The sequence below is a fragment of the Serratia sp. PF-27 genome, assembly GCF_030053255.1.
Lineage (GTDB): Bacteria > Pseudomonadota > Gammaproteobacteria > Enterobacterales > Enterobacteriaceae > Serratia > Serratia bockelmannii.
The window spans coordinates 303,354-322,503 of the sequence record NZ_JASGBT010000021.1; the positions used below are offsets into that span (position 1 = coordinate 303,354).

Consider the following 19,150-nt stretch of genomic DNA (forward strand, 5'->3'; position numbering starts at 1 on the left):
AAGAAGATGAACGCATTCAAACTGAGCGCGCTTGCCGCCTTGACGGCAACGATGGGATTCCTGGGCGGCATGGGGAGCGCCATGGCCGATCAACAGCTGGTGGATCAGCTTAGCCAGCTGAAGCTGAACGTGAAAATGCTGGATAACCGCGCCGGCGAAAACGGCGTGGATTGCGCGGCGCTGGGCGCTGACTGGGCCTCTTGCAACCGGGTGTTGTTCACCCTCAGCAACGACGGCCAGGCGATCGACGGCAAAGACTGGGTCATCTATTTCCACAGCCCGCGCCAGACCCTGCGGGTAGACAACGACCAGTTCAAGATCGCTCACCTCACCGGCGATCTGTACAAGCTGGAGCCGACCGCCAAATTCAGCGGCTTCCCGGCCGGTAAGGCGGTGGAAATCCCGGTGGTCGCCGAATATTGGCAGCTGTTCAGAAACGACTTCCTGCCGCGCTGGTATGCCACCTCCGGCGACGCTAAGCCGAAAATGCTGGCGAATACCGACACCGAAAACCTGGATCAGTTTGTGGCGCCGTTCACCGGCGACCAGTGGAAGCGCACCAAGGACGACAAAAACATTCTGATGACGCCGGCTTCGCGCTTTGTCAGCAATGCCGATCTGCAGACGCTGCCTGCCGGTGCGCTGCGCGGCCAGATCGTGCCGACGCCGATGCAGGTGAAGGTTCACGCGCAGGACGTCGATCTGCGCAAAGGGGTATCGCCGGATCTGAGCACGCTGGTTAAGCCGGCGGCGGACGTCGTCAACCAGCGCTTCGCGCTGCTGGGCGTGCCGGTTCAGGCCAACGGTTACCCGATCAAAACCGACATCCAGCCGGGCAAATTTAAAGGCGCGATGGCGGTGCCGGGTGCCTATGAGCTGAAAATTGGCAAGAAAGAGGCGCGGGTGATCGGCTTCGATCAGGCCGGGGTGTTCTACGGGCTGCAGTCGATCCTGTCGTTAGTGCCGAGCGACGGCAGCGGCAAGATCGCCACGCTGGACGCCAGCGACGCGCCGCGCTTCCAGTATCGCGGCATTTTCCTCGACGTGGCGCGCAACTTCCATAAGAAGGATGCGGTGCTGCGCCTGCTGGATCAGATGGCGGCCTACAAGCTCAACAAATTCCACTTCCACCTGAGCGATGACGAAGGCTGGCGCATCGAGATCCCCGGTTTGCCGGAGCTGACGGAAGTCGGCGGCCAGCGCTGCCACGATCTGAGCGAAACCACCTGCCTGCTGCCGCAGTACGGCCAGGGGCCGGACGTCTACAGCGGCTTCTTCAGCCGTCAGGACTATATCGACATCATCAAATACGCTCAGGCGCGCCAGATTGAGGTGATCCCGGAGATCGACATGCCGGCACACGCCCGCGCCGCGGTGGTCTCGATGGAAGCGCGCTATAAAAAGCTGCATGCCGCCGGGAAAGAGCAGGAGGCCAACGAATTCCGCCTGGTGGATCCGACCGATACCTCCAACACCACCTCCGTGCAGTTCTTTAACCGCCAGAGCTACCTGAACCCGTGCCTGGACTCTTCCCAGCGCTTTGTCGACAAGGTGATCGGCGAGATCGCCCAGATGCATAAAGAGGCCGGCCAGCCGATCAAGACCTGGCACTTCGGCGGCGACGAAGCGAAAAACATTCGCCTGGGCGCCGGCTATACCGACAAGGCGAAACCGGAGCCGGGCAAAGGCATCATCGATCAGAGCAACGAAGATAAGCCGTGGGCCAAGTCGCAGGTTTGCCAGACGATGATCAAAGAGGGCAAGGTGGCCGACATGGAGCACCTGCCGAGCTACTTTGGCCAAGAGGTCAGCAAGTTGGTGAAAGCGCACGGCATCGACAGAATGCAGGCCTGGCAAGACGGCCTGAAAGACGCCGAGAGTTCGAAGGCGTTCGCCACCTCGCGCGTGGGCGTCAACTTCTGGGACACCCTGTACTGGGGCGGTTTCGACAGTGTCAACGACTGGGCCAATAAAGGGTATGAAGTGGTGGTCTCCAACCCGGACTACGTCTATATGGACTTCCCTTACGAGGTGAACCCGGACGAGCGCGGTTACTACTGGGGTACCCGCTTCAGCGACGAACGCAAGGTGTTCAGCTTCGCGCCGGACAACATGCCGCAGAACGCGGAAACCTCGGTTGACCGAGACGGCAACCACTTCAACGCCAAGAGCGACAAGCCGTGGCCGGGCGCCTACGGGCTGTCCGCTCAGCTGTGGAGCGAAACCCAGCGCACCGACCCGCAGATGGAATACATGATCTTCCCACGCGCGCTCTCGGTGGCAGAACGTGCCTGGCACCGCGCCGGTTGGGAGCAGGACTATCGCGCCGGCCGCGAATACAAAGGCGGGGAAACCCACTTTGTCGATACCAAGACGCTGGAGAAAGACTGGCTGCGCTTTGCCAATATCCTGGGCCAGCGTGAACTGGCCAAGCTGGACAAGGGCGGCGTCGCTTACCGTCTGCCGGTACCGGGCGCACGCGTAGCGGGCGGCAAGCTGGAGGCGAATATCGCGCTGCCGGGGTTGGGCATCGAGTACTCCACCGACGGTGGCAAGCAGTGGCAGCGCTATGATGCCAAGGCCAAGCCGGCGATCTCCGGTGAAGTGCAGGTGCGTTCGGTCAGCCCGGACGGCAAACGCTACAGCCGCGCCGAGAAGGTCTAAGCCCGGTGCAACGGCCCGCTGCCCTGGCGGCGGCCGTATAACGAAGGGGGAATGCGTTCGCCCACGCGTGTCGGCGTAGGGCGGACGTTGTAGTGAGAGTAGTACGTGGAGTCGCTGTGCCGCTGCAATTGTGATATTTCATGACATGATTTTCCCCCGGCTTGTCCGGGGATTTTTTTGTCTGCTGTACGGCGGGCATAAAAAAACCGCCTCGGTGTGAGGCGGTTTTTCATAGCCGGTCAGGGCTTACTTCTTGTCGTGCAGCGTTTCGTCTTCGCGGCAGTCACCGGTTTCACAGTGGCCGTACAGGTACAGGCTGTGGTTGGTGAGCTTGATACCGTGTTGCTTGGCGATATCACGCTGGCGCACTTCGATGGATTCGTCGCTGAATTCGATCACTTTGCCGCAGTCCAGGCAAATCAGGTGATCGTGGTGATGCTGTTGGGTCAGCTCGAACACGGACTTGCCGCCTTCGAAATTGTGACGTGTCACAATGCCCGCATCGTCAAACTGGTTCAGTACGCGATAAACCGTTGCCAGCCCGATCTCTTCGCCCATATCAATCAGTTTTTTGTACAAATCTTCCGCACTGACGTGATGGCATTCCGGATTTTGCAGTACTTCCAGGATTTTGAGTCGCGGAAGCGTGACTTTTAAGCCGGCCTTCTTCAATGCGATGTTGTTGTCGGTCATGCGAATTCAGTCCTGTTACTATGCTAATCAAGTTGAGGCGTACTCGCCTGTGGCATCGGTCGGCACAAAGAGTTAATGCGTCTCATTATAGAACCGGTTGTACTAAATGGAAACCGCCGGTTGTTAACAAAGATATAATTGCACTATTGCATGTTTTGCATGCAACGCCTTGATGGATGGGATAAACCGATATCTCAGTCTACCGTGACGGGGTGGGAAGTTACAAATCTGTAGCTTCTATCGCAGCAATCCCTGTTGCCGATGACGGCCCTGTCGGCACACTATGCACTTTACAGGGCCTTTGTTCAACCTTTCGCCAGTGCCGGGGTTTAGCCGACGATATCGGCCAGGCTCAGCTCTTCGACAATCTGTTTGACCCAAGCGTCCACGCGCTCGTTGGTCAGCTCCGGCTGACGGTCTTCGTCGATCGCCAGACCGATGAAGTGATCGTCGTCCGCCAGGCCTTTGGAGGCCTCGAAGTGGTAGCCTTTGGTCGGCCAGTGGCCCACGATGGCTGCGCCGCGCGGTTCGATGATGTCGCGGATGGTGCCCATCGCGTCACAGAAGTATTCCGCGTAGTCTTCCTGGTCGCCGCAGCCGAACAGCGCCACCAGTTTGCCGTTGAAGTCGACTTCTTCCAGCGTCGGGAAGAAATCATCCCAGTCACACTGCGCTTCACCGTAGTACCAGGTCGGGATACCCAGCAGCAGGATATCGAACCCTTCCAGGTCTTCTTTGCTGCTTTTAGCGATGTCATGCACTTCAGAGACGTCGTCGCCAAACTGTTTCTGGAGAATTTTCTGGATCATTTTGGCAATGTTTTCGGTATTGCCAGTGTCGCTGCCAAAGAAAATGCCTACAGTAGCCATATCGCGTATAACCTTTAAATTCAAGTAATTGCATTACTCGATGCCAGCACTGCCGCCGCTGACGCCGATTAAAATGATGCCATGGCAAGAGCCTTTCGCCTCCGGGGCGGGCGCCGACAGGCGCAGTCTCTTACCGGTAAATGCGTATCATGCCAGAAAGTGGCGCCGGGGTTTTATCGCATTTATGCGATGCCGGAGAATGAAGAAAAGCGGGGTCGATCCGGCGTTGTCCTTAACGCCGCGCCGCGCGTGCGGCCGAAGAGATCAATGTTCCGGCTGTTCTTCCGCCAGTTGTGCCAACAGCATCTGCTCGATGAGTTCGCTGCGGCTGATGTTGCGCTGTTCCGCCAGTTTGTTCAGGGCATCCACCGCGTCCGCGTTGATTTTCAGCTCTACGCGTCGCAATCCACGCACTTTATCGCGCCGTAACTGATTGCGCTTATTGATTCTAAGCTGTTCATCGCGGGAAAGCGGGTTGGTTTTCGGGCGCCCCGGACGGCGTTCATCTGCGAACAGATCCAGCGTCGTGCGATCCGTTTGTTCTTTTGCCATAGGTAGCGGTACTGCAAGGGAGTTTGCATCAAAAAGCGCTCGCACGCTTCCGGAGGCATCGGTTAACACACTTCGGGCCAATAAACCCTAACCCAAATTCACCTCCGAACCGGCGTTCGCGAACGCGCTGGCGCGGCGGCAAAATTATAGCGCGCCATATTACCCCAGCAGATGGAGCGGCGACAATGCCTAACTGCGGGCTAAACGCGCTAAGCCGTTATCTTTAGCGCGTTTTTTCGCCAGGTGAGTGCGTTTTTCAGGCTTCGCCGAGGAAACGGTGGATGGCGCGCAGCACCGCTTCCGGTTTTTCGGCGTGCACCCAATGGCCGGTGCCGGCGACGACGTGTGCGCGGGCCTGCGGGAACTGGCGGGCGATATCCGCACGGTAGCTGTCCTGCACGTACGGCGACAGGCCGCCGCGAATGAACAGAGTCGGATGCGGCCAGGCCGGGACTTCCTGCCAGCCGGTAATGTCTGCGTAGCGTTCGATCAGTACCGGCAGGTTGAAGCGCCATTCACCGTTATGGAAGGACTTCAGCAGGAACTGGATCACGCCTTCTTCCTGCAGGTAGTCGCGCATTAGCTGGGCAGCCGCCTGGCGCTGGGTAATGCCGGCGGCGCTGACGGCCTTCAGCGCGGCGAAGATCTCGTCGTGGCGGCGGGTTTGGTAATCCACGGGCGCGACGTCGATGACGATCAGCCTGGCGATGCGCTCGGGCGCGATGGCGGTCAGCGCCATCGCCGCTTTGCCACCCATCGAGTGGCCGATGACGATCGCTTTTTCCAGCTGCAGTTCGTCGAGCAGCGCCAGCAGATCCTGCGCCATGGCGGGGTAGTTCATGTCGTCGGCGCGCGGGGAGAGGCCGTGGTTGCGCAGATCGACCTTGATCACACTGTGCTGTTTATGCAGATCGCGCGCCAGCACGCCCAGGTTGTCCAGATTGCCGAACAGCCCGTGGATCAGCAGCACCGGCAGCGCGTCTGACTCGGCGGCCAGCAGTTGATAATGTAATTTCATGGCGAAGTTCATACTGAGAGAGATTCAGATTAGGGTATCATGATTGAATCGCACGATGAATCATGCGGAATTTTCGCGGCGCGGGCTTGGCAGTGCCGGCTATAGGTATTAGTCTGCATTTGCCGTCCGGAGGCACATTGTTGTGTTCGCCCCAGCGCTTTTAACCTTATAATCCCATGGCTTGAATGCAGGATCTGGCTTCAGGTTCTAAGTAGAAAAAACAGTATTGGATAAAGATGAAAACTATTGAAGTCGACGAAGAGCTTTACCGTTATATTGCCAGCCACACGCAACACATCGGTGAAAGCGCGTCCGATATTTTACGCCGCATGTTGAAATTCACCGCCGGGCAACCGGTGCGCGCGTTGCCTGCCGCCAGTGCGTCACAGTCCGTCGAGCTGGAAAAAGCGGTGCCGGCTCAGCGTCCGCGCGATCGCGTACGCGCCGTGCGTGAACTGCTGCTGTCGGATGAATACGCCGAGCAGAACAAAGCGGTCAACCGTTTCATGCTGGTGCTGTCCACGCTGTACACCCTCGATGCCGCCGGTTTCGCCGCCGCTACCGAGGCGTTGACCGGCCGTACCCGCACCTATTTCGCCGGCGATCAGCAGACTCTGCTGGCCAACGGCACGCACACCAAGCCGAAGCATGTACCGGGCACCCCTTACTGGGTGATCACCAATACCAATACCGGCCGCAAGCGCAGCATGATCGAACACATCATGCAGGCGATGCAGTTCCCGGCGGAACTGATCGAGAAAGTTTGCGGTACCGTCTAATTTAGCGAACAGCCCGTCATGATGGCCGTGCGCGACGTATTTGCCCGGTCACCGACAGGGATGAGGGAGATATGTCGATGGCGAATAATCCACGTGCCGGGCAGCCCGCCCGCCAAAGCGATCTGATCAACGTAGCCCAGCTGACGTCGCAGTACTATGTGCTGCAACCGGAAGCCGGCAATGCCGCACATGCGGTGAAGTTTGGTACCTCCGGCCACCGCGGCAGCGCGCAGCGCCACAGCTTCAACGAAGCGCACATCCTCGCCATCGCTCAGGCGATCGCCGAAGTTCGTCATCAGCAAGGCACTACCGGCCCGTGCTACGTGGGCAAAGACACCCATGCACTGTCCGAGCCGGCCTTCATTTCCGTGCTGGAAGTGCTGACCGCCAACGGCGTCGATGTGATCGTGCAGGAAAACAACGGCTTCACGCCAACGCCGGCGGTATCGCACGCCATTCTGTGCCACAACCGCCGCGGCGGCGCTCAGGCCGACGGCATCGTCATTACGCCGTCCCATAACCCGCCGGAAGATGGCGGTATCAAATACAATCCGCCGAACGGCGGCCCGGCTGACACCAACCTGACGTCGGTGATCGAGAAGCGCGCCAACGAACTGCTGGCGCAGCAGTTGAAAGGCGTTCAGCGTCAGTCGCTGGATAAGGCCTGGAACAGCGGCCACCTGCATGCCAAAGATCTGGTGCAGCCTTATGTCGAAGGCCTGGTTGACGTGGTCGACATGCCGGCCATTCAACGCGCCGGCCTGAAGCTGGGCGTGGATCCGCTCGGCGGCTCCGGCATCGCCTATTGGCAGCGGGTGGCGGAACACTACAAGCTGGATCTGACGCTGGTGAACGACTCCATCGATCAGACCTTCCGCTTTATGCACCTGGACCATGACGGCATCATCCGCATGGACTGCTCGTCCGAGTCGGCGATGGCCGGCCTGCTGGCGCTGCGCGACAAATTCGATCTGGCGTTCGCCAACGATCCGGATTACGACCGTCACGGCATCGTCACGCCGAAGGGCCTAATGAACCCGAACCACTATCTGGCGGTAGCCATCAACTACCTGTTCCAACATCGCCCGCAGTGGGGCGCCGATGTGGCGGTAGGTAAAACGCTGGTATCCAGCGCGATGATCGACCGCGTGGTGGCTGACCTGGGGCGCAAGCTGGTGGAAGTGCCGGTCGGCTTCAAGTGGTTCGTGGACGGCCTGTTCGACGGCAGCCTGGGCTTCGGCGGCGAAGAAAGCGCCGGGGCCTCGTTCCTGCGCTTCAACGGCCAGCCGTGGTCGACCGACAAAGACGGTATCATCATGTGCCTGCTGGCGGCTGAAATCACCGCGGTAACCGGTGAGAACCCGCAGCATCATTATGACGATCTGGCCAAGCGCTTCGGCGCGCCGAGCTACAACCGCATCCAGGCGCCGGCAACCCATGCGCAGAAAGCGGCGCTGTCCAAACTGTCGCCGGAGATGGTCAAGGCCAGTACGCTGGGCGGGGATCCGATCACCGCACGTCTGACCTCGGCGCCGGGCAACGGCGCGTCGATCGGCGGCTTGAAAGTGATGACTGACAATGGCTGGTTCGCGGCCCGTCCTTCCGGTACTGAAGAGGCTTACAAGATCTACTGCGAGAGCTTCCTCGGGGCGGAACACCGCGAGAAGATTGAGCACGAAGCGGTCGAGATCGTCAGCGAAGTGCTGGCTTCCGCCAAGTAATCGCTTTTCTTGATGGATAAAAAGCGCTGTTTTTACAGCGCTTTTTTTATGCCTGTAATTTAGATATATCTTTTTTACGGTACGTGCTTGCGCATTTAGATATATCGATCTAGATTAGCGCTATCGACGCTGTTTAGATATATCTAAACAACCTCGTATTGATGTTCACTGTTAAAGCGAGGTATCACCCTATGTTTCATCGATTAGGTTTACACCGGCATCACCACCACCATCATGAGTGCGAAGAGGGCCGCCGTCATCGCGGCGGACGCCATCACTTCGGCGGCGAAGGCGAAGAGCACGGCCGAGGTGGGCGCGGTGGCCGGGGCGGGCGTCATCGTCTGTTCGAACACGGCGATCTGCGCCTGGTGTTGCTGGCGCTGGTGGCGCGCAAGCCCAGCCACGGGTACGAATTGATCAAGGCGATCGAGGAAGCGTCATCCGGCCTGTACGTGCCGAGCCCGGGGGTGATTTACCCCACGCTGACGCTGCTGGAAGAGCAGGATTTCCTTGAGCCGCTCACCACCGGCAACGGCCGCAAAAGCTACCGTATCACCGTGGCGGGCGAGGGCGAGCTGCAAAAGCATCAACAGGTGGTTGACGTCATTCTGGCGCGCCTGGCGGGCGCCGGCCGCGAGCATCATCGGCACGGCAACCTGGCGGAAGGCATCTACGACGCCATGAACCGTCTGCGCAGCCTGCTGCGCGGCAACGTGATGCGCGCCGATCTCACGCCGCAGCAGGTGGAGCGCATCAACGCCGCGTTGCTGACCGCCGTGGCGGCGATCGAAAGCGAAATGCATATTCAACCCACGCAGCAGGAGAAGAACTGATGCCCGGCCACCGTTTTAACATTACCGTTGAAGCCCTGAGCGATCGCCAGGGCAACCCCGTCGAGAAAGCACCGCTGAGTTTTGAGGTGACCAACCACGACGATATTCTCGAGATCGTCGAGCGCATTCGGGCGCGTGACGATCTGAACTTCGGCCCCGAGCAGAGCGCGGCCTTCGCCGTAGGATTGAAGCTGTTCTCCGAAGTGATGATCGAAAACCGCAAACACCCGGTGTTCGCTCCGCTGCGCGAGGCGTTTAAGGAATTTATGGTCGGATTGAAGAAGGGCCCGGCGGCGTAAAGGCGCGGCAAACCGCGCCCACCGGAGTTAAGGCATGAAGCGATAGCCGACGCCGGTTTCGGTCAGCAGGTGTTTGGGCCGGGCCGGATCGGCTTCGAGCTTCTGCCGCAAATGGCCCATGTAGATGCGCAGATAGTGGCTGTGCTCCACGTAGTTCGGCCCCCAGACGTGGCTCAACAGCTGGCGTTGGGTGATCACCTTGCCGGCGTTGGCCAGCAGCTCCGCCAGCAGGCGAAACTCGATCGGCGTCAGATGCAGATCTTCGTCGTTGCGCAGCACCCGGCGATTCACCAGATCGACGGTAATCGCCGAAAAGCTCACCAGCGGGCTTTCCTGTTGGTTAGCTGAGTGGCGGCGCAGTGCGACCCGCACCCGCGCCAGCAGCTCGCCGATGCCGAACGGTTTGCTGAGGTAGTCGTCGGCGCCGGCATCCAGCGCGGCGATCTTGTCCTCTTCGGCGTTGCGCGCCGAGAGCACGATCACCGGAATGGCGCTCCACTGCCGCAGATCGCGGATGTAGCTCAGCCCGTCGCCGTCCGGCAAGCCCAAATCAAGAATGATCAGATCCGGTTTGCGCGTGCCGGCTTCAATCAACCCGCGCTGCAGCGTTTCACTTTCAAATACCCGCAGGCCTTCGCTCTCCAGCGCGGTGCGCACGAAGCGGCGGATCTCTTTTTCATCTTCAACAATCAGAATGTTGGTTGGCGTTATGCTCACGTTTCCTCTGCGTTGATTACAGATCGAAGGCGTCGCCGTCGATCTCGGGCGGTTTTTCCAGCGGCAGCACGAAGCGGAAGCTGGCGCCGCCGTTGGCGCCGTTTTCCGCCCAGATGCGGCCGTCATGCACTTCAATAATGGCACGACAAATCGCTAACCCCAAGCCGACGCCGGGGATCGCCGACTCTTTATTGCCGCGTGAAAACTTGTCGAAAATTAGCTGCAGCTGATCGGCGGGGATGCCGGGGCCGTTATCCCAGACCTCGACTTCCAGCCACTCGGGCAGCGTGCGGGCGCGAATGCCGATGGTGGCCTCGGCGCCGGCGTATTTATTGGCGTTTTCCAACAGGTTGGTGAACACCCGTTCCAGCAGGCTACCGTCGCAGTTGACCAGGATCTGTTCCGGCGGCAGCTCGACCTCGATCGGATGCTGGCTGAGCAGCGGCTCCAGCATGTGCAGCGAAGCGCCGACGATCTCTTCCAGCGACTGCCACTCTTTGCGCAGGCTGAAACCGCCGGACTGGATGCGCGCCATATCCAGCAGGTTGTTCACCAGCCGGGTGGTGCTCAGCACCTGCTGGCGGATCTGGCTGGCCTGGGTGGCGTGATTGGAGCCTTCGGCCGCCAGGTCCAGCGTGAGGATTTCCGCCTGGCCGAACAGTACCGTCAGCGGCGTGCGCAGATCGTGCGACAGCGCCGCCAGCAGCGAGTTGCGCAGCTGTTCGCGTTCGGCGTCCAGCTTGGCTTCTTCGGCGCTGCGCGCCAGGTGCAGTCGTTCCAGCGCGCTGGCGATCAGCACTGCGAAGGTTTGCAGCAACCGCTGCTGTTCCGGCACCATCAGCTGGCGCAGGTTATTGGGCTCGATCGCCAACAGGCCGAAGGTCTGCTTGGGGGTATTGAGCGGTAGAAGTTGGTAAGGCACGCCGGGCAGGGTGTCGGTGCCGGCGCCGGCCGGCAAGCCTTTATCGAAACTCCAGCGCGCGATGGCTTCGTCTACCGACAGCAGCCCGCCTTCCTCGCCGACCATTTGCTGCAGCCGGCCGCCTTCCTGCGGCAGCAGCAGCACGGTTTTCGCCTGGAAGCTGCTGGAGAGGAAATGACGGCTGGTGTTGGCGATGTCGGCCACGGTCAGCGCGCGGCTCAGCCCGCGTGACATTTCGTACAGATGGCGCGCCCGCTGCTCGCGGTAGCGCGCCACCCGGGCCTGATAACGCACCCCGGCGGTCAGGTTGCCGATGATGATGCCGACGGCGAGCATCACGCCGAAGGTCAGCAGATACTGCATATCGCTGACGGCGAACGACCATTCGGGCTGAACGAAGAACAGATCGAAACTGGCGACGTTGATCACCGCCGCCAGCACCGATGGCCAGCGGCCGAAGAACAGTGCGACGATCGCCACGCCGAGCAGGTAGACCATCACCAGGTTGGCCTGATCGAAGCCCGGCAGCAGCCACTGCGAGAGCAGGGTGATCAGCGCGCACAGCGCCACCGCCACCGCGCAGCCGCGCAGCTGCATGCGCCATTTCTCATTGAAGCTGCGGCCGTCGTGCTCCTTGCCCGGCGGCGGCTGTGCGGCGTCGCTCTCCAGCGCGACGATCACCAGATCGAGATCCGGGCCCAGCCGGCCGAGGCGATCGGCGAAGCTGCCGCGCAGCTTCCAGCGCTGCTCGCTGCGGCGGCCGATGATGATTTTGCCGAGGTTATGTTCGCGGGCGTAGCGCAGCACCGCACGCTCTTCGGACGGATCGGCTAGGGTAGCGGTTTCGGCACCCAGTTCCTGCGCCAGCCGCAGCGCGCGCAGAATGGCGCGGCGCTGGTTTTCCGGCAGCCGGTGCAGCTTGGGGGTTTCCACGTAGACCGCATGCCAGTGGCAGCCAAGCCGCGCCGCCAGCCGGGCGGCGATGCGCACCAGCTTTTCGTTGCCGCTATTGTGGCCGACGCACAGCAGAATGCTGTCGCGGGTGTGCCACACTTTCTCGCGCCCCTGAGTGTCACGAAATTCGCGCATCTGGTCATCGACCCGATCGGCGGTGCGGCGCAGCGCCAGCTCGCGCAGGGCGATCAGGTTACCTTTGCGGAAGAAGTGCTCGATGGCGCGCTCGGCTTGGCCGGGAATATACACTTTGCCTTCGTGCAGCCGTCGGCGCAGATCGTCCGGCGGCAGATCGACCAGCACCACTTCGCTGGCCTCGTCAAACACGTGGTCGGGCACCGTTTCGCGCACCCGCACGCCGGTCACGCCGCCCACCACGTCGTTCAGACTTTCCAAATGTTGCACGTTGACGGTCGTCAGCACGTCGATGCCGGCGTCCAGCAGCTCTTCCACATCCTGCCAGCGTTTGGGGTGGCGCGAACCGTGGGCGTTGCTGTGCGCCAGTTCGTCCATCAAGATCAGCGCTGGGTGGCGCGCCAACGCGGCGTCGAGGTCGAATTCCTGCACCAGTCGCCCACGATGCTGGATGCGCTTTTGCGGCAGCAGCGCCAGGCCGTCGAGCAGGGCGGCGGTCTCGCTGCGGCCGTGGGTTTCCACCACGCCGACCAACACGTCCAGCCCCTGAGCGCGCAAGCGCTGGGCCTCCTGCAGCATGGCGTAGGTCTTGCCGACGCCGGCGCAGGCGCCGAAGAATACCTTCAACCGGCCGCGCGGTTTTTCATTGGCCAGCGCCAGCAGGCTGTCGGGATCGGGACGCTGCTGTTCTTCTTCGACCATGACAATTCCTTGTGTTACCAAGCAAAAAGGGGTTCGGCATGCCGAACCCTATCACTATGCTGAATACGGCGCGTTACTTCAACGCATCCAGCGCCAGGTTCAGCTTCAACACGTTCACCACCGATTCGCCCATGAAGTTGGGCGTGGCCCGATCGGTGTTGTCTTCGATCAGTTTGGCGACCTGTTTCGGCGGCAAATGACGCGCCGCCGCGACCCGCGCCAGCTGATACCGCGCCGCGGCGATCGAGATCTGCGGATCCAACCCACTGCCGGAGGCGGTCAGCAGATCGACCGGGATCGGGCCGCTCATCGCAGGGTTGGCCTGGCGCAGCAGCGCTGCGCGCTCGGCGATAGCCTTATCCAACGCCGGGTTGGTGGCCGCCAGGTTGCTGCCGGCAGAGGCCAGTGGATTATAGGCCGAATCACCGGTGGCCGATGGGCGGCCCCAGAAATAGTCGGCGCGCGTGAAGTTCTGGCCGATCAGTGCGGAGCCGACCGCCTTGTCGCCCTGGTACAGCATCGAACCGTTGGCCGCGCCCGAAAACAGCAGCTGCGCCAGCCCGGTGGTCAGCAGCGGATAGGCGATGCCGGTGATCAGCGTCAGCAGGATCAGCATCACCAGCGCAGGTCGTAAATACGTCATGTTCATTTCCCTCAATGGTTAACCGGCGACGTGCAGCGCGACCAGGATCAGGTCGATCAGTTTGATGCCGACGAACGGCACCAGCAGACCGCCGACCCCGTACAGCCACAGGTTGCGGCGCAGCAGGGCCGCGGCGCTCATCGGTTTGTAACTCACCCCTTTCAACGCCAGCGGGATCAGGAACACGATCACCAGGGCGTTGAAGATCACCGCCGACATGATGGCGGAGGCCGGGGAGTGCAGGTGCATCACGTTCAGCGCGTTCAGCTGCGGATAGGTGGCCGCGAACGCCGCCGGAATAATGGCGAAGTATTTGGCCACGTCGTTGGCGATGCTGAAGGTGGTCAGCGAGCCGCGCGTCATCAGCATCTGTTTGCCGATGTGTACCACTTCGATCAGCTTGGTCGGGTTGGAATCCAAATCGACCATGTTGCCCGCCTCTTTGGCGGCCTGGGTGCCGGAGTTCATCGCCACCGCCACATCGGCCTGCGCCAGCGCCGGGGCATCGTTGGTGCCGTCGCCGGTCATCGCCACCAGGCGGCCTTCCGCCTGATACTGGCGGATCAGCGCCAGCTTGGCTTCCGGCGTGGCTTCCGACAGGAAGTCGTCCACCCCGGCTTCGGCGGCGATCGCCGCCGCGGTCAGCGGGTTATCGCCGGTGATCATCACCGTTTTGATGCCCATCTTGCGCAGCTCATTGAAGCGTTCCTTGATGCCGCCCTTGACGATATCCTTCAGCGCCACCACGCCCAGCACCCGGGCGCCTTCCGCCACCACCAACGGCGTGCCGCCGGTGCGCGCCACGCTTTCCACCAGATCGTCCACCGCCCGCGGGAAGTGCCCCTGATTGGATTCGACGTGACGGCGAATGGCATCCACTGCGCCTTTGCGGATCATGCGCTCCTGCACGTTGACGCCGCTCATGCGGGTTTGGGCCGAGAAGGGCACGAAGGTGGCGTTCAGCGCCTGCAGATCGCGTTCGCGCAGGTTGAAGCGCTGTTTGGCCAACACCACGATGCTGCGGCCTTCCGGCGTTTCGTCCGCCAGCGAGGCCAGCTGCGCGGCGTCCGCCAGCTCTTGCTCTTTCACGCCCGGCGCCGGCAGGAACTCTGAAGCCTGGCGGTTGCCCAGCGTGATGGTGCCGGTTTTATCCAGCAGAAGCACGTCCACGTCGCCGGCGGCTTCCACCGCGCGGCCGCTGGTGGCGATCACGTTGGCGCCGAGCATGCGGCTCATCCCGGCCACGCCGATGGCGGACAGCAGGCCACCGATGGTGGTGGGGATCAGGCAAACCAGCAAGGCGACCAGCACGGTGATGGTGACCACGCTGCCGCTGCCGGCCGCTTCCACGCTGTATTGCGAGAACGGGAACAGGGTGGCGGTGGCCAGGACGAACACGATGGTCAGCGCCACCAGCAGGATGGTCAGCGCGATCTCGTTCGGCGTTTTGCGGCGCTTGGCGCCTTCCACCATGGCGATCATGCGATCGAGGAAGGTTTCCCCCGGGTTGACGCTGCACTGTACCACCAGCCAGTCGGACAGCACGCGGGTGCCGCCGGTGACCGAGGAGAAGTCCCCGCCGGATTCGCGGATCACCGGGGCGGATTCGCCGGTGATGGCGCTTTCATCTACCGAGGCGCCGCCTTCCAGCACTTCGCCGTCGCACGGGACGGTATCGCCGGCTTCCACCAGTACGATATCGCCTTTGCGCAGGCTTTCGGCGGCCACTTTCTCCGTGGCGCCGTCGCGGCGCGGGCCGGCCAGCTTTTTCGCCCAGCTGGTTTTCTTGGTGCCTTTCAGGCTTTCCGCCTGGGCCTTGCTGCGGCCTTCGGCCAGCGCCTCGGCGAAGTTGGCGAACAGCACGGTGAACCACAACCACAGGGCGACGCTGCCGGTAAAGGCGGCGGCACCGTCGGTTTGGCCGGCGAGGATCGCCAGCCAGATGGCGGTGGTCAGCAGGCTGCCGATATACACAACGAACATCACCGGGTTGCGCCATTGAACGCGAGGATCCAGTTTTTTCACCGCATCGATCAGCGCGGTGCGCACCAGGGCCGGTTCAAACAGCGCGCGTTGTTTGCGAGTCATCTCTTATTCTCTCTCTGTGACGTCGGTTAGTTTGCCAACCAAAGCTGCAAATGCTCGGCCACCGGGCCTAGCGCCAGCGCCGGCACGAAGGTCAGTGCACCCACCAGCAATACGGTGCCGATCAGCAGACCGATAAACAGCGGCCCATAGGTCGGCAGGGTGCCGTTGCCCGCCGGCTGGCGTTGTTTAGCGCTCAGCGAACCGGCGATCGCCAGCACCGGCAGGATCACCCCGAAGCGGCCGACGAACATGGCGAAGGCCAGCAGCAGGTTGTAGAACGGCGTATTGACGCTCAACCCGGCGAAGGCGCTGCCGTTGTTGTTGGCGGCGGAGGACAGGGCGTACAGCACTTCGCTGAAGCCGTGAGCGCCCGGGTTGAGGATGCCGGCGCGGCCCGCGTCGGTGCCGATGGCCAGCGCGCTGCCCAGCAACACCAGCGTCGGCGTGACCAGGATCGCTAGCGCGGTCATCTTCATGTCGTAAACGTCGATCTTTTTGCCCAGGTATTCCGGGGTGCGGCCGATCATCAGACCGGCGATAAATACCGTCAGCAGTACGAACAGCAGCATGCCGTACAGGCCGGAGCCTACGCCGCCGAACACCACCTCACCGATCTGCATCAGCCACATCGGTACCATGCCGCCCAGCGCGGTGAAGGAGTCGTGCATGGCGTTGACCGCCCCGCAGGACGCGGCGGTGGTCACCACCGAGAACAGGCTGGTGGCGAGAATGCCAAAGCGCGACTCTTTGCCTTCCATATTGATGTTGCTGTCGGCGCCCAGCGTGCTCAGGTGCGGGTTGCCCGCCAGCTCGGCGACCATCACCACCCCCACCGCCACCACGAAGATCAGCGCCATCGCCCAGATCAGCGCGTGGCCCTGACGGTTTTCACCGGCCAACTGGCCGAAGGAGAAGCACAGCGCGCAGGGGATCAGGAAGATGGCCAGCATCTGCACGAAGTTGGTCAGCACGGTTGGGTTCTCGAACGGGTGCGCCGAGTTGGCGCCGAAGAAGCCGCCGCCGTTGGTGCCGAGCATCTTGATCGCTTCCTGCGAGGCCACTGGTCCCATCGGCAGCGTCTGCTGCGCACCTTCGAGCGTGGTGACGTGCAGGTAAGGCAGGAAGTTTTGCAGCGTGCCCTGGCTGACGAAGAACAGAGCGATCAGCAGCGCGATCGGCAGCAGCACATACAGCGTGATGCGGAACAGATCGGCCCAGGCGTTGCCGACGGTCTTGCCGGCGCGGCGGGTAAAGGCGCGGATCAGCGCAAAGGCCACGGCGATGCCGGTGGAGGCGGAGACGAAGTTCTGCACCGCCAGCCCGGCCATCTGGCTGAAATAGCTGAGAGCGCTTTCACCGCTGTAGGCCTGCCAGTTGGTGTTGGTGACGAAGCTGACGGCGGTGTTGAGCGCCAGATCCCAGGAGAGGCCCGGGAAGCCTTGCGGGTTGAGCGGCAGCGAGCCCTGCGTCATCAGCAGGGCGAACAGCAACGCCAGGCCGAGCAGGTTGAACGCCAGGATCGCCAGCGCGTACTGCCACCAGTTCATCTCGGTGGCGCGGATGCCGCAGGCGCGCCAGACGCCGGCTTCCACCCCGCGCAGCGCAGGCAGCGGCTCACCTTCGATCAGGCGCGCCATAAAGCCGCCCAGCGGCCGGGCCAGCAGCAGAAGCACCAGCAGGAAACTGGCGATCAGTAAAAAGGCTGAAGCCGCCATCAGAAATCCTCCGCGTTAAACAGGGCGTAGACCAGATAGGCCAACAGCAGCAGGACCAACAGCGCACCACCAATAACGCTGAAACTCACGGGACACCTCCAGAGGTGTTGTTTTTGATAGAGGCAGTGTAGGGAGCGGGGTAGAAAGAAGATGAAAAAATCGCGCGGGCGGGTGTAAAAAAAGTATAAAAATGGCTGAAATTTCAGCGGAAATTGAGCATTTCAAGCAGCAGGTTGGCGGCGAGATTGCGCCTGATGAGTGAATAAGCAAGGGCAGAGGCGTGGAAGCAGGAACCGGATAATAACCACAATGTAACCCATGATAAGTTAAAAATTAACCTGACTGTAACAAAATTACGAATCGCTGCGGTGATTAGCGATTTTTTGTGCGATTTAGTGGTCGGATGAGTAGTAAACTTTCATCAAGTGCGCTAAAATTTTGCTCAGTTACCAAATTACCGATTGTTCATTTGATACGCCCACGCCGTTTTCCCTGACAAATCAACGGCAGGCGTTTTTAAGGAGGTTCGCATGTCTACGACCTATCACGCTTATTCACTGCATCGGATTCTCCTGCGCCGCAGCGCAGTGGTTATCGCGGGCATTTTGGCCCTGCCGGTGATGCTGTTCCGCAGCGATCGCGGGCGTTTTTACAGCTACCTGCACCGCGTCTGGTCAAAAACCAGCGATAAGCCGGTCTGGCTGCAGCAGGCGGAACTGGCGTCCTGCGATTTCTACTGAGTCGCTGCCGATTCACGAAAAAACCCTCGCCCTGTGGCGGGGGTTTTTTTATGCCTCTGGCCACCCCTATCAAGCGCAAGGTCGTATTTGGCAAGCCATTCTTCTACACTTTCCCCATCGGTCAACAACATGGGAGAGCGGTATGAGCGACAAGATCCCTATCGGCATCAGCGCCTGTTTACTGGGCGACGCGGTGCGTTTCGACGGTGGCCACAAGCGGCTGGCTTTTGCGGTGGAACAGTTGGCGCCCTATGTGCGCTTTGAGCCCGTTTGCCCGGAAATGGCGATCGGCCTGCCCACGCCGCGCCCGGCGCTGCGCCTGGTGAAACAGGCGCAGCCGTGGCCGGCGATGCGCTACAGCAACGACGCCGGCGTGGATCTGACCGAGGAGATGCGCAGTTTCTCCGCGCAGCGCGTGGCCGCGTTGCAGCACCTGTGCGGCTATATCGTCTGCGCCAAGTCGCCGAGCTGCGGCCTGGAACGGGTGCGGGTCTACAGCGAGAACGGCAAGGACTCGCGTAAAAACGGCGTTGGGCTGTTTACCGCCGAGCTGCTGCGTCAGATGCCGTGGCTGCCGGTGGAAGAAGATGGACGATTGCAGGATGCGGCGCTGCGGGAAAACTTTATCGAGCGAGTGTACGCGCTGTATGAGTTGAACATGCTGTGGCGTCAGGGGCTGACCCGCGGCGGGCTGATCGCGTTTCACAGCCGCTACAAGCTGTCGCTGCTGGCGCATTCGCAGCCGGCGTACCGCGAGCTGGGGCGCTTCGTCGCCGATATTCACCGCTGGGACTCGCTGGAGGCCTTCGCCGTGGAATACCGCAGCCGCCTGATGGCGCTGTTGGCGCACAAAGCGACGCGGCGCAACCACACCAACGTGTTAATGCACGTGCAGGGCTACTTCCGTCGTCAGCTTAGCGCGGCGCAGCGCCAGGAGCTGGCGCACCTGATCGATCGCTACCGGCAGGGCATGCAGCCGCTGCTGGCGCCGATCGCGCTGCTCAAGCATTACATGGCGGAATACCCCGATCGCTATCTGGCGGAACAACGCTATTTCGAACCTTACCCGGAGGCGCTGCGTTTGCGTTACGGCCATTGATTGACAA

General features: G+C 61.3%; 17 protein-coding genes. 7 read left to right on the forward strand and 10 right to left on the reverse strand.

From position 1 onward, the window contains the following. Positions 1 to 6 precede the first annotated feature (6 nt). Positions 7 to 2,664, forward strand: coding sequence for a beta-N-acetylhexosaminidase (locus QMZ29_RS16535; protein WP_173889352.1), 2,658 nt, complete (start codon positions 7 to 9; stop codon positions 2,662 to 2,664). A gap of 246 nt (positions 2,665 to 2,910) precedes the next feature. Here QMZ29_RS16535 and fur read toward each other — a convergent pair whose 3' ends face one another. From fur to ybfF, 4 genes are all read right to left on the reverse strand, one after another. Then, positions 2,911 to 3,357 carry a ferric iron uptake transcriptional regulator gene (fur, locus tag QMZ29_RS16540; protein WP_019454058.1) on the reverse strand — a complete coding sequence of 149 codons (447 nt, stop codon included), beginning with the start codon at positions 3,355 to 3,357 and terminating at the stop codon, positions 2,911 to 2,913. A gap of 329 nt (positions 3,358 to 3,686) precedes the next feature. Beyond that, the gene (fldA, locus tag QMZ29_RS16545; RefSeq protein ID WP_025301862.1) at positions 3,687 to 4,226 is read right to left on the reverse strand and encodes a flavodoxin FldA; all 540 of its coding nucleotides are present in this window, start codon (positions 4,224 to 4,226) and stop codon (positions 3,687 to 3,689) included. A gap of 264 nt (positions 4,227 to 4,490) precedes the next feature. Further along, the gene (gene ybfE / locus QMZ29_RS16550; RefSeq protein WP_004939936.1) at positions 4,491 to 4,778 is read right to left on the reverse strand and encodes a LexA regulated protein; all 288 of its coding nucleotides are present in this window, start codon (positions 4,776 to 4,778) and stop codon (positions 4,491 to 4,493) included. A 256-nt stretch (positions 4,779 to 5,034) separates the two neighbouring features. After that, entirely contained in the window at positions 5,035 to 5,808 is a 774-nt protein-coding gene (gene ybfF, locus QMZ29_RS16555; protein ID WP_025301863.1) for an esterase, read from the reverse strand. Positions 5,809 to 6,032: 224 nt separating this feature from the next. On the opposite strand from ybfF, the gene seqA reads away from it, so the two are divergent. The 4 genes from seqA (at position 6,033) to QMZ29_RS16575 (ending at position 9,428) form a co-directional block, all read left to right on the forward strand. Next, positions 6,033 to 6,575 carry a replication initiation negative regulator SeqA gene (gene seqA, locus QMZ29_RS16560; protein ID WP_025301864.1) on the forward strand — a complete coding sequence of 181 codons (543 nt, stop codon included), beginning with the start codon at positions 6,033 to 6,035 and terminating at the stop codon, positions 6,573 to 6,575. A gap of 77 nt (positions 6,576 to 6,652) precedes the next feature. After that, positions 6,653 to 8,296 carry a phosphoglucomutase (alpha-D-glucose-1,6-bisphosphate-dependent) gene (gene pgm, locus QMZ29_RS16565; protein ID WP_060433831.1) on the forward strand — a complete coding sequence of 548 codons (1,644 nt, stop codon included), beginning with the start codon at positions 6,653 to 6,655 and terminating at the stop codon, positions 8,294 to 8,296. Between the two features lie 191 nt (positions 8,297 to 8,487). Further along, on the forward strand, positions 8,488 to 9,129 hold the full coding sequence (locus QMZ29_RS16570; RefSeq protein ID WP_025301865.1) for a PadR family transcriptional regulator: 642 nt from the start codon (positions 8,488 to 8,490) through the stop codon (positions 9,127 to 9,129). Continuing rightward, positions 9,129 to 9,428 carry a DUF3861 domain-containing protein gene (locus QMZ29_RS16575; protein WP_004939927.1) on the forward strand — a complete coding sequence of 100 codons (300 nt, stop codon included), beginning with the start codon at positions 9,129 to 9,131 and terminating at the stop codon, positions 9,426 to 9,428. The genes QMZ29_RS16570 and QMZ29_RS16575 overlap by 1 nt, the downstream gene beginning before the upstream one ends. 27 nt (positions 9,429 to 9,455) lie before the next feature. On the opposite strand, the gene kdpE is transcribed toward QMZ29_RS16575, so the two are convergent. From kdpE to QMZ29_RS16605, 6 genes are all read right to left on the reverse strand, one after another. After that, entirely contained in the window at positions 9,456 to 10,145 is a 690-nt protein-coding gene (gene kdpE / locus QMZ29_RS16580; protein ID WP_016928747.1) for a two-component system response regulator KdpE, read from the reverse strand. A gap of 16 nt (positions 10,146 to 10,161) precedes the next feature. After that, positions 10,162 to 12,858, reverse strand: a complete 2,697-nt coding sequence (gene kdpD, locus QMZ29_RS16585; protein WP_049208642.1) for a two-component system sensor histidine kinase KdpD — start codon at positions 12,856 to 12,858, stop codon at positions 10,162 to 10,164. A gap of 73 nt (positions 12,859 to 12,931) precedes the next feature. Further along, positions 12,932 to 13,501, reverse strand: coding sequence for a potassium-transporting ATPase subunit KdpC (gene kdpC, locus QMZ29_RS16590; protein WP_261425445.1), 570 nt, complete (start codon positions 13,499 to 13,501; stop codon positions 12,932 to 12,934). 18 nt (positions 13,502 to 13,519) lie between these two features. Continuing rightward, a complete protein-coding gene (gene kdpB / locus QMZ29_RS16595) occupies positions 13,520 to 15,589 on the reverse strand; it encodes a potassium-transporting ATPase subunit KdpB (RefSeq protein WP_060432596.1) in 2,070 nt (689 codons plus the stop codon). Between the two features lie 26 nt (positions 15,590 to 15,615). Continuing rightward, positions 15,616 to 17,304 (reverse strand): potassium-transporting ATPase subunit KdpA, encoded by a 1,689-nt coding sequence (kdpA, locus tag QMZ29_RS16600; RefSeq protein WP_261425442.1) that lies wholly within the window; start codon positions 17,302 to 17,304, stop codon positions 15,616 to 15,618. After that, positions 17,304 to 17,393, reverse strand: a complete 90-nt coding sequence (locus QMZ29_RS16605) for a K(+)-transporting ATPase subunit F (RefSeq protein WP_016928742.1) — start codon at positions 17,391 to 17,393, stop codon at positions 17,304 to 17,306. The genes kdpA and QMZ29_RS16605 overlap by 1 nt, the downstream gene beginning before the upstream one ends. 441 nt (positions 17,394 to 17,834) lie before the next feature. On the opposite strand from QMZ29_RS16605, the gene QMZ29_RS16610 reads away from it, so the two are divergent. Both QMZ29_RS16610 and QMZ29_RS16615 read left to right on the forward strand, forming a co-directional pair. Beyond that, positions 17,835 to 18,044: a YbfA family protein gene (locus QMZ29_RS16610; RefSeq protein ID WP_004939916.1), complete on the forward strand. Its 210-nt coding sequence runs from the start codon at positions 17,835 to 17,837 to the stop codon at positions 18,042 to 18,044. Between the two features lie 142 nt (positions 18,045 to 18,186). Beyond that, the gene (locus QMZ29_RS16615) at positions 18,187 to 19,143 is read left to right on the forward strand and encodes a YbgA family protein (RefSeq protein ID WP_025301870.1); all 957 of its coding nucleotides are present in this window, start codon (positions 18,187 to 18,189) and stop codon (positions 19,141 to 19,143) included. Positions 19,144 to 19,150 lie beyond the last annotated feature (7 nt).

Excerpts from the sequence above, each read along its gene's own strand:
- kdpC (WP_261425445.1), bottom strand. The coding sequence starts at position 13,501 with ATGACGTATTTACGACCTGCGCTGGTGATGCTGATCCTGCTGACGCTG.
- QMZ29_RS16615 (WP_025301870.1), top strand. The coding sequence starts at position 18,187 with ATGAGCGACAAGATCCCTATCGGCATCAGCGCCTGTTTACTGGGCGAC.
- QMZ29_RS16610 (WP_004939916.1), top strand. The coding sequence starts at position 17,835 with ATGTCTACGACCTATCACGCTTATTCACTGCATCGGATTCTCCTGCGC.
- kdpA (WP_261425442.1), bottom strand. The coding sequence starts at position 17,304 with ATGGCGGCTTCAGCCTTTTTACTGATCGCCAGTTTCCTGCTGGTGCTT.
- fur (WP_019454058.1), bottom strand. The coding sequence starts at position 3,357 with ATGACCGACAACAACATCGCATTGAAGAAGGCCGGCTTAAAAGTCACG.
- fldA (WP_025301862.1), bottom strand. The coding sequence starts at position 4,226 with ATGGCTACTGTAGGCATTTTCTTTGGCAGCGACACTGGCAATACCGAA.
- ybfF (WP_025301863.1), bottom strand. The coding sequence starts at position 5,808 with ATGAACTTCGCCATGAAATTACATTATCAACTGCTGGCCGCCGAGTCA.
- ybfE (WP_004939936.1), bottom strand. The coding sequence starts at position 4,778 with ATGGCAAAAGAACAAACGGATCGCACGACGCTGGATCTGTTCGCAGAT.
- kdpD (WP_049208642.1), bottom strand. The coding sequence starts at position 12,858 with ATGGTCGAAGAAGAACAGCAGCGTCCCGATCCCGACAGCCTGCTGGCG.
- QMZ29_RS16575 (WP_004939927.1), top strand. The coding sequence starts at position 9,129 with ATGCCCGGCCACCGTTTTAACATTACCGTTGAAGCCCTGAGCGATCGC.
- kdpB (WP_060432596.1), bottom strand. The coding sequence starts at position 15,589 with ATGACTCGCAAACAACGCGCGCTGTTTGAACCGGCCCTGGTGCGCACC.
- pgm (WP_060433831.1), top strand. The coding sequence starts at position 6,653 with ATGGCGAATAATCCACGTGCCGGGCAGCCCGCCCGCCAAAGCGATCTG.
- seqA (WP_025301864.1), top strand. The coding sequence starts at position 6,033 with ATGAAAACTATTGAAGTCGACGAAGAGCTTTACCGTTATATTGCCAGC.
- QMZ29_RS16535 (WP_173889352.1), top strand. The coding sequence starts at position 7 with ATGAACGCATTCAAACTGAGCGCGCTTGCCGCCTTGACGGCAACGATG.
- QMZ29_RS16570 (WP_025301865.1), top strand. The coding sequence starts at position 8,488 with ATGTTTCATCGATTAGGTTTACACCGGCATCACCACCACCATCATGAG.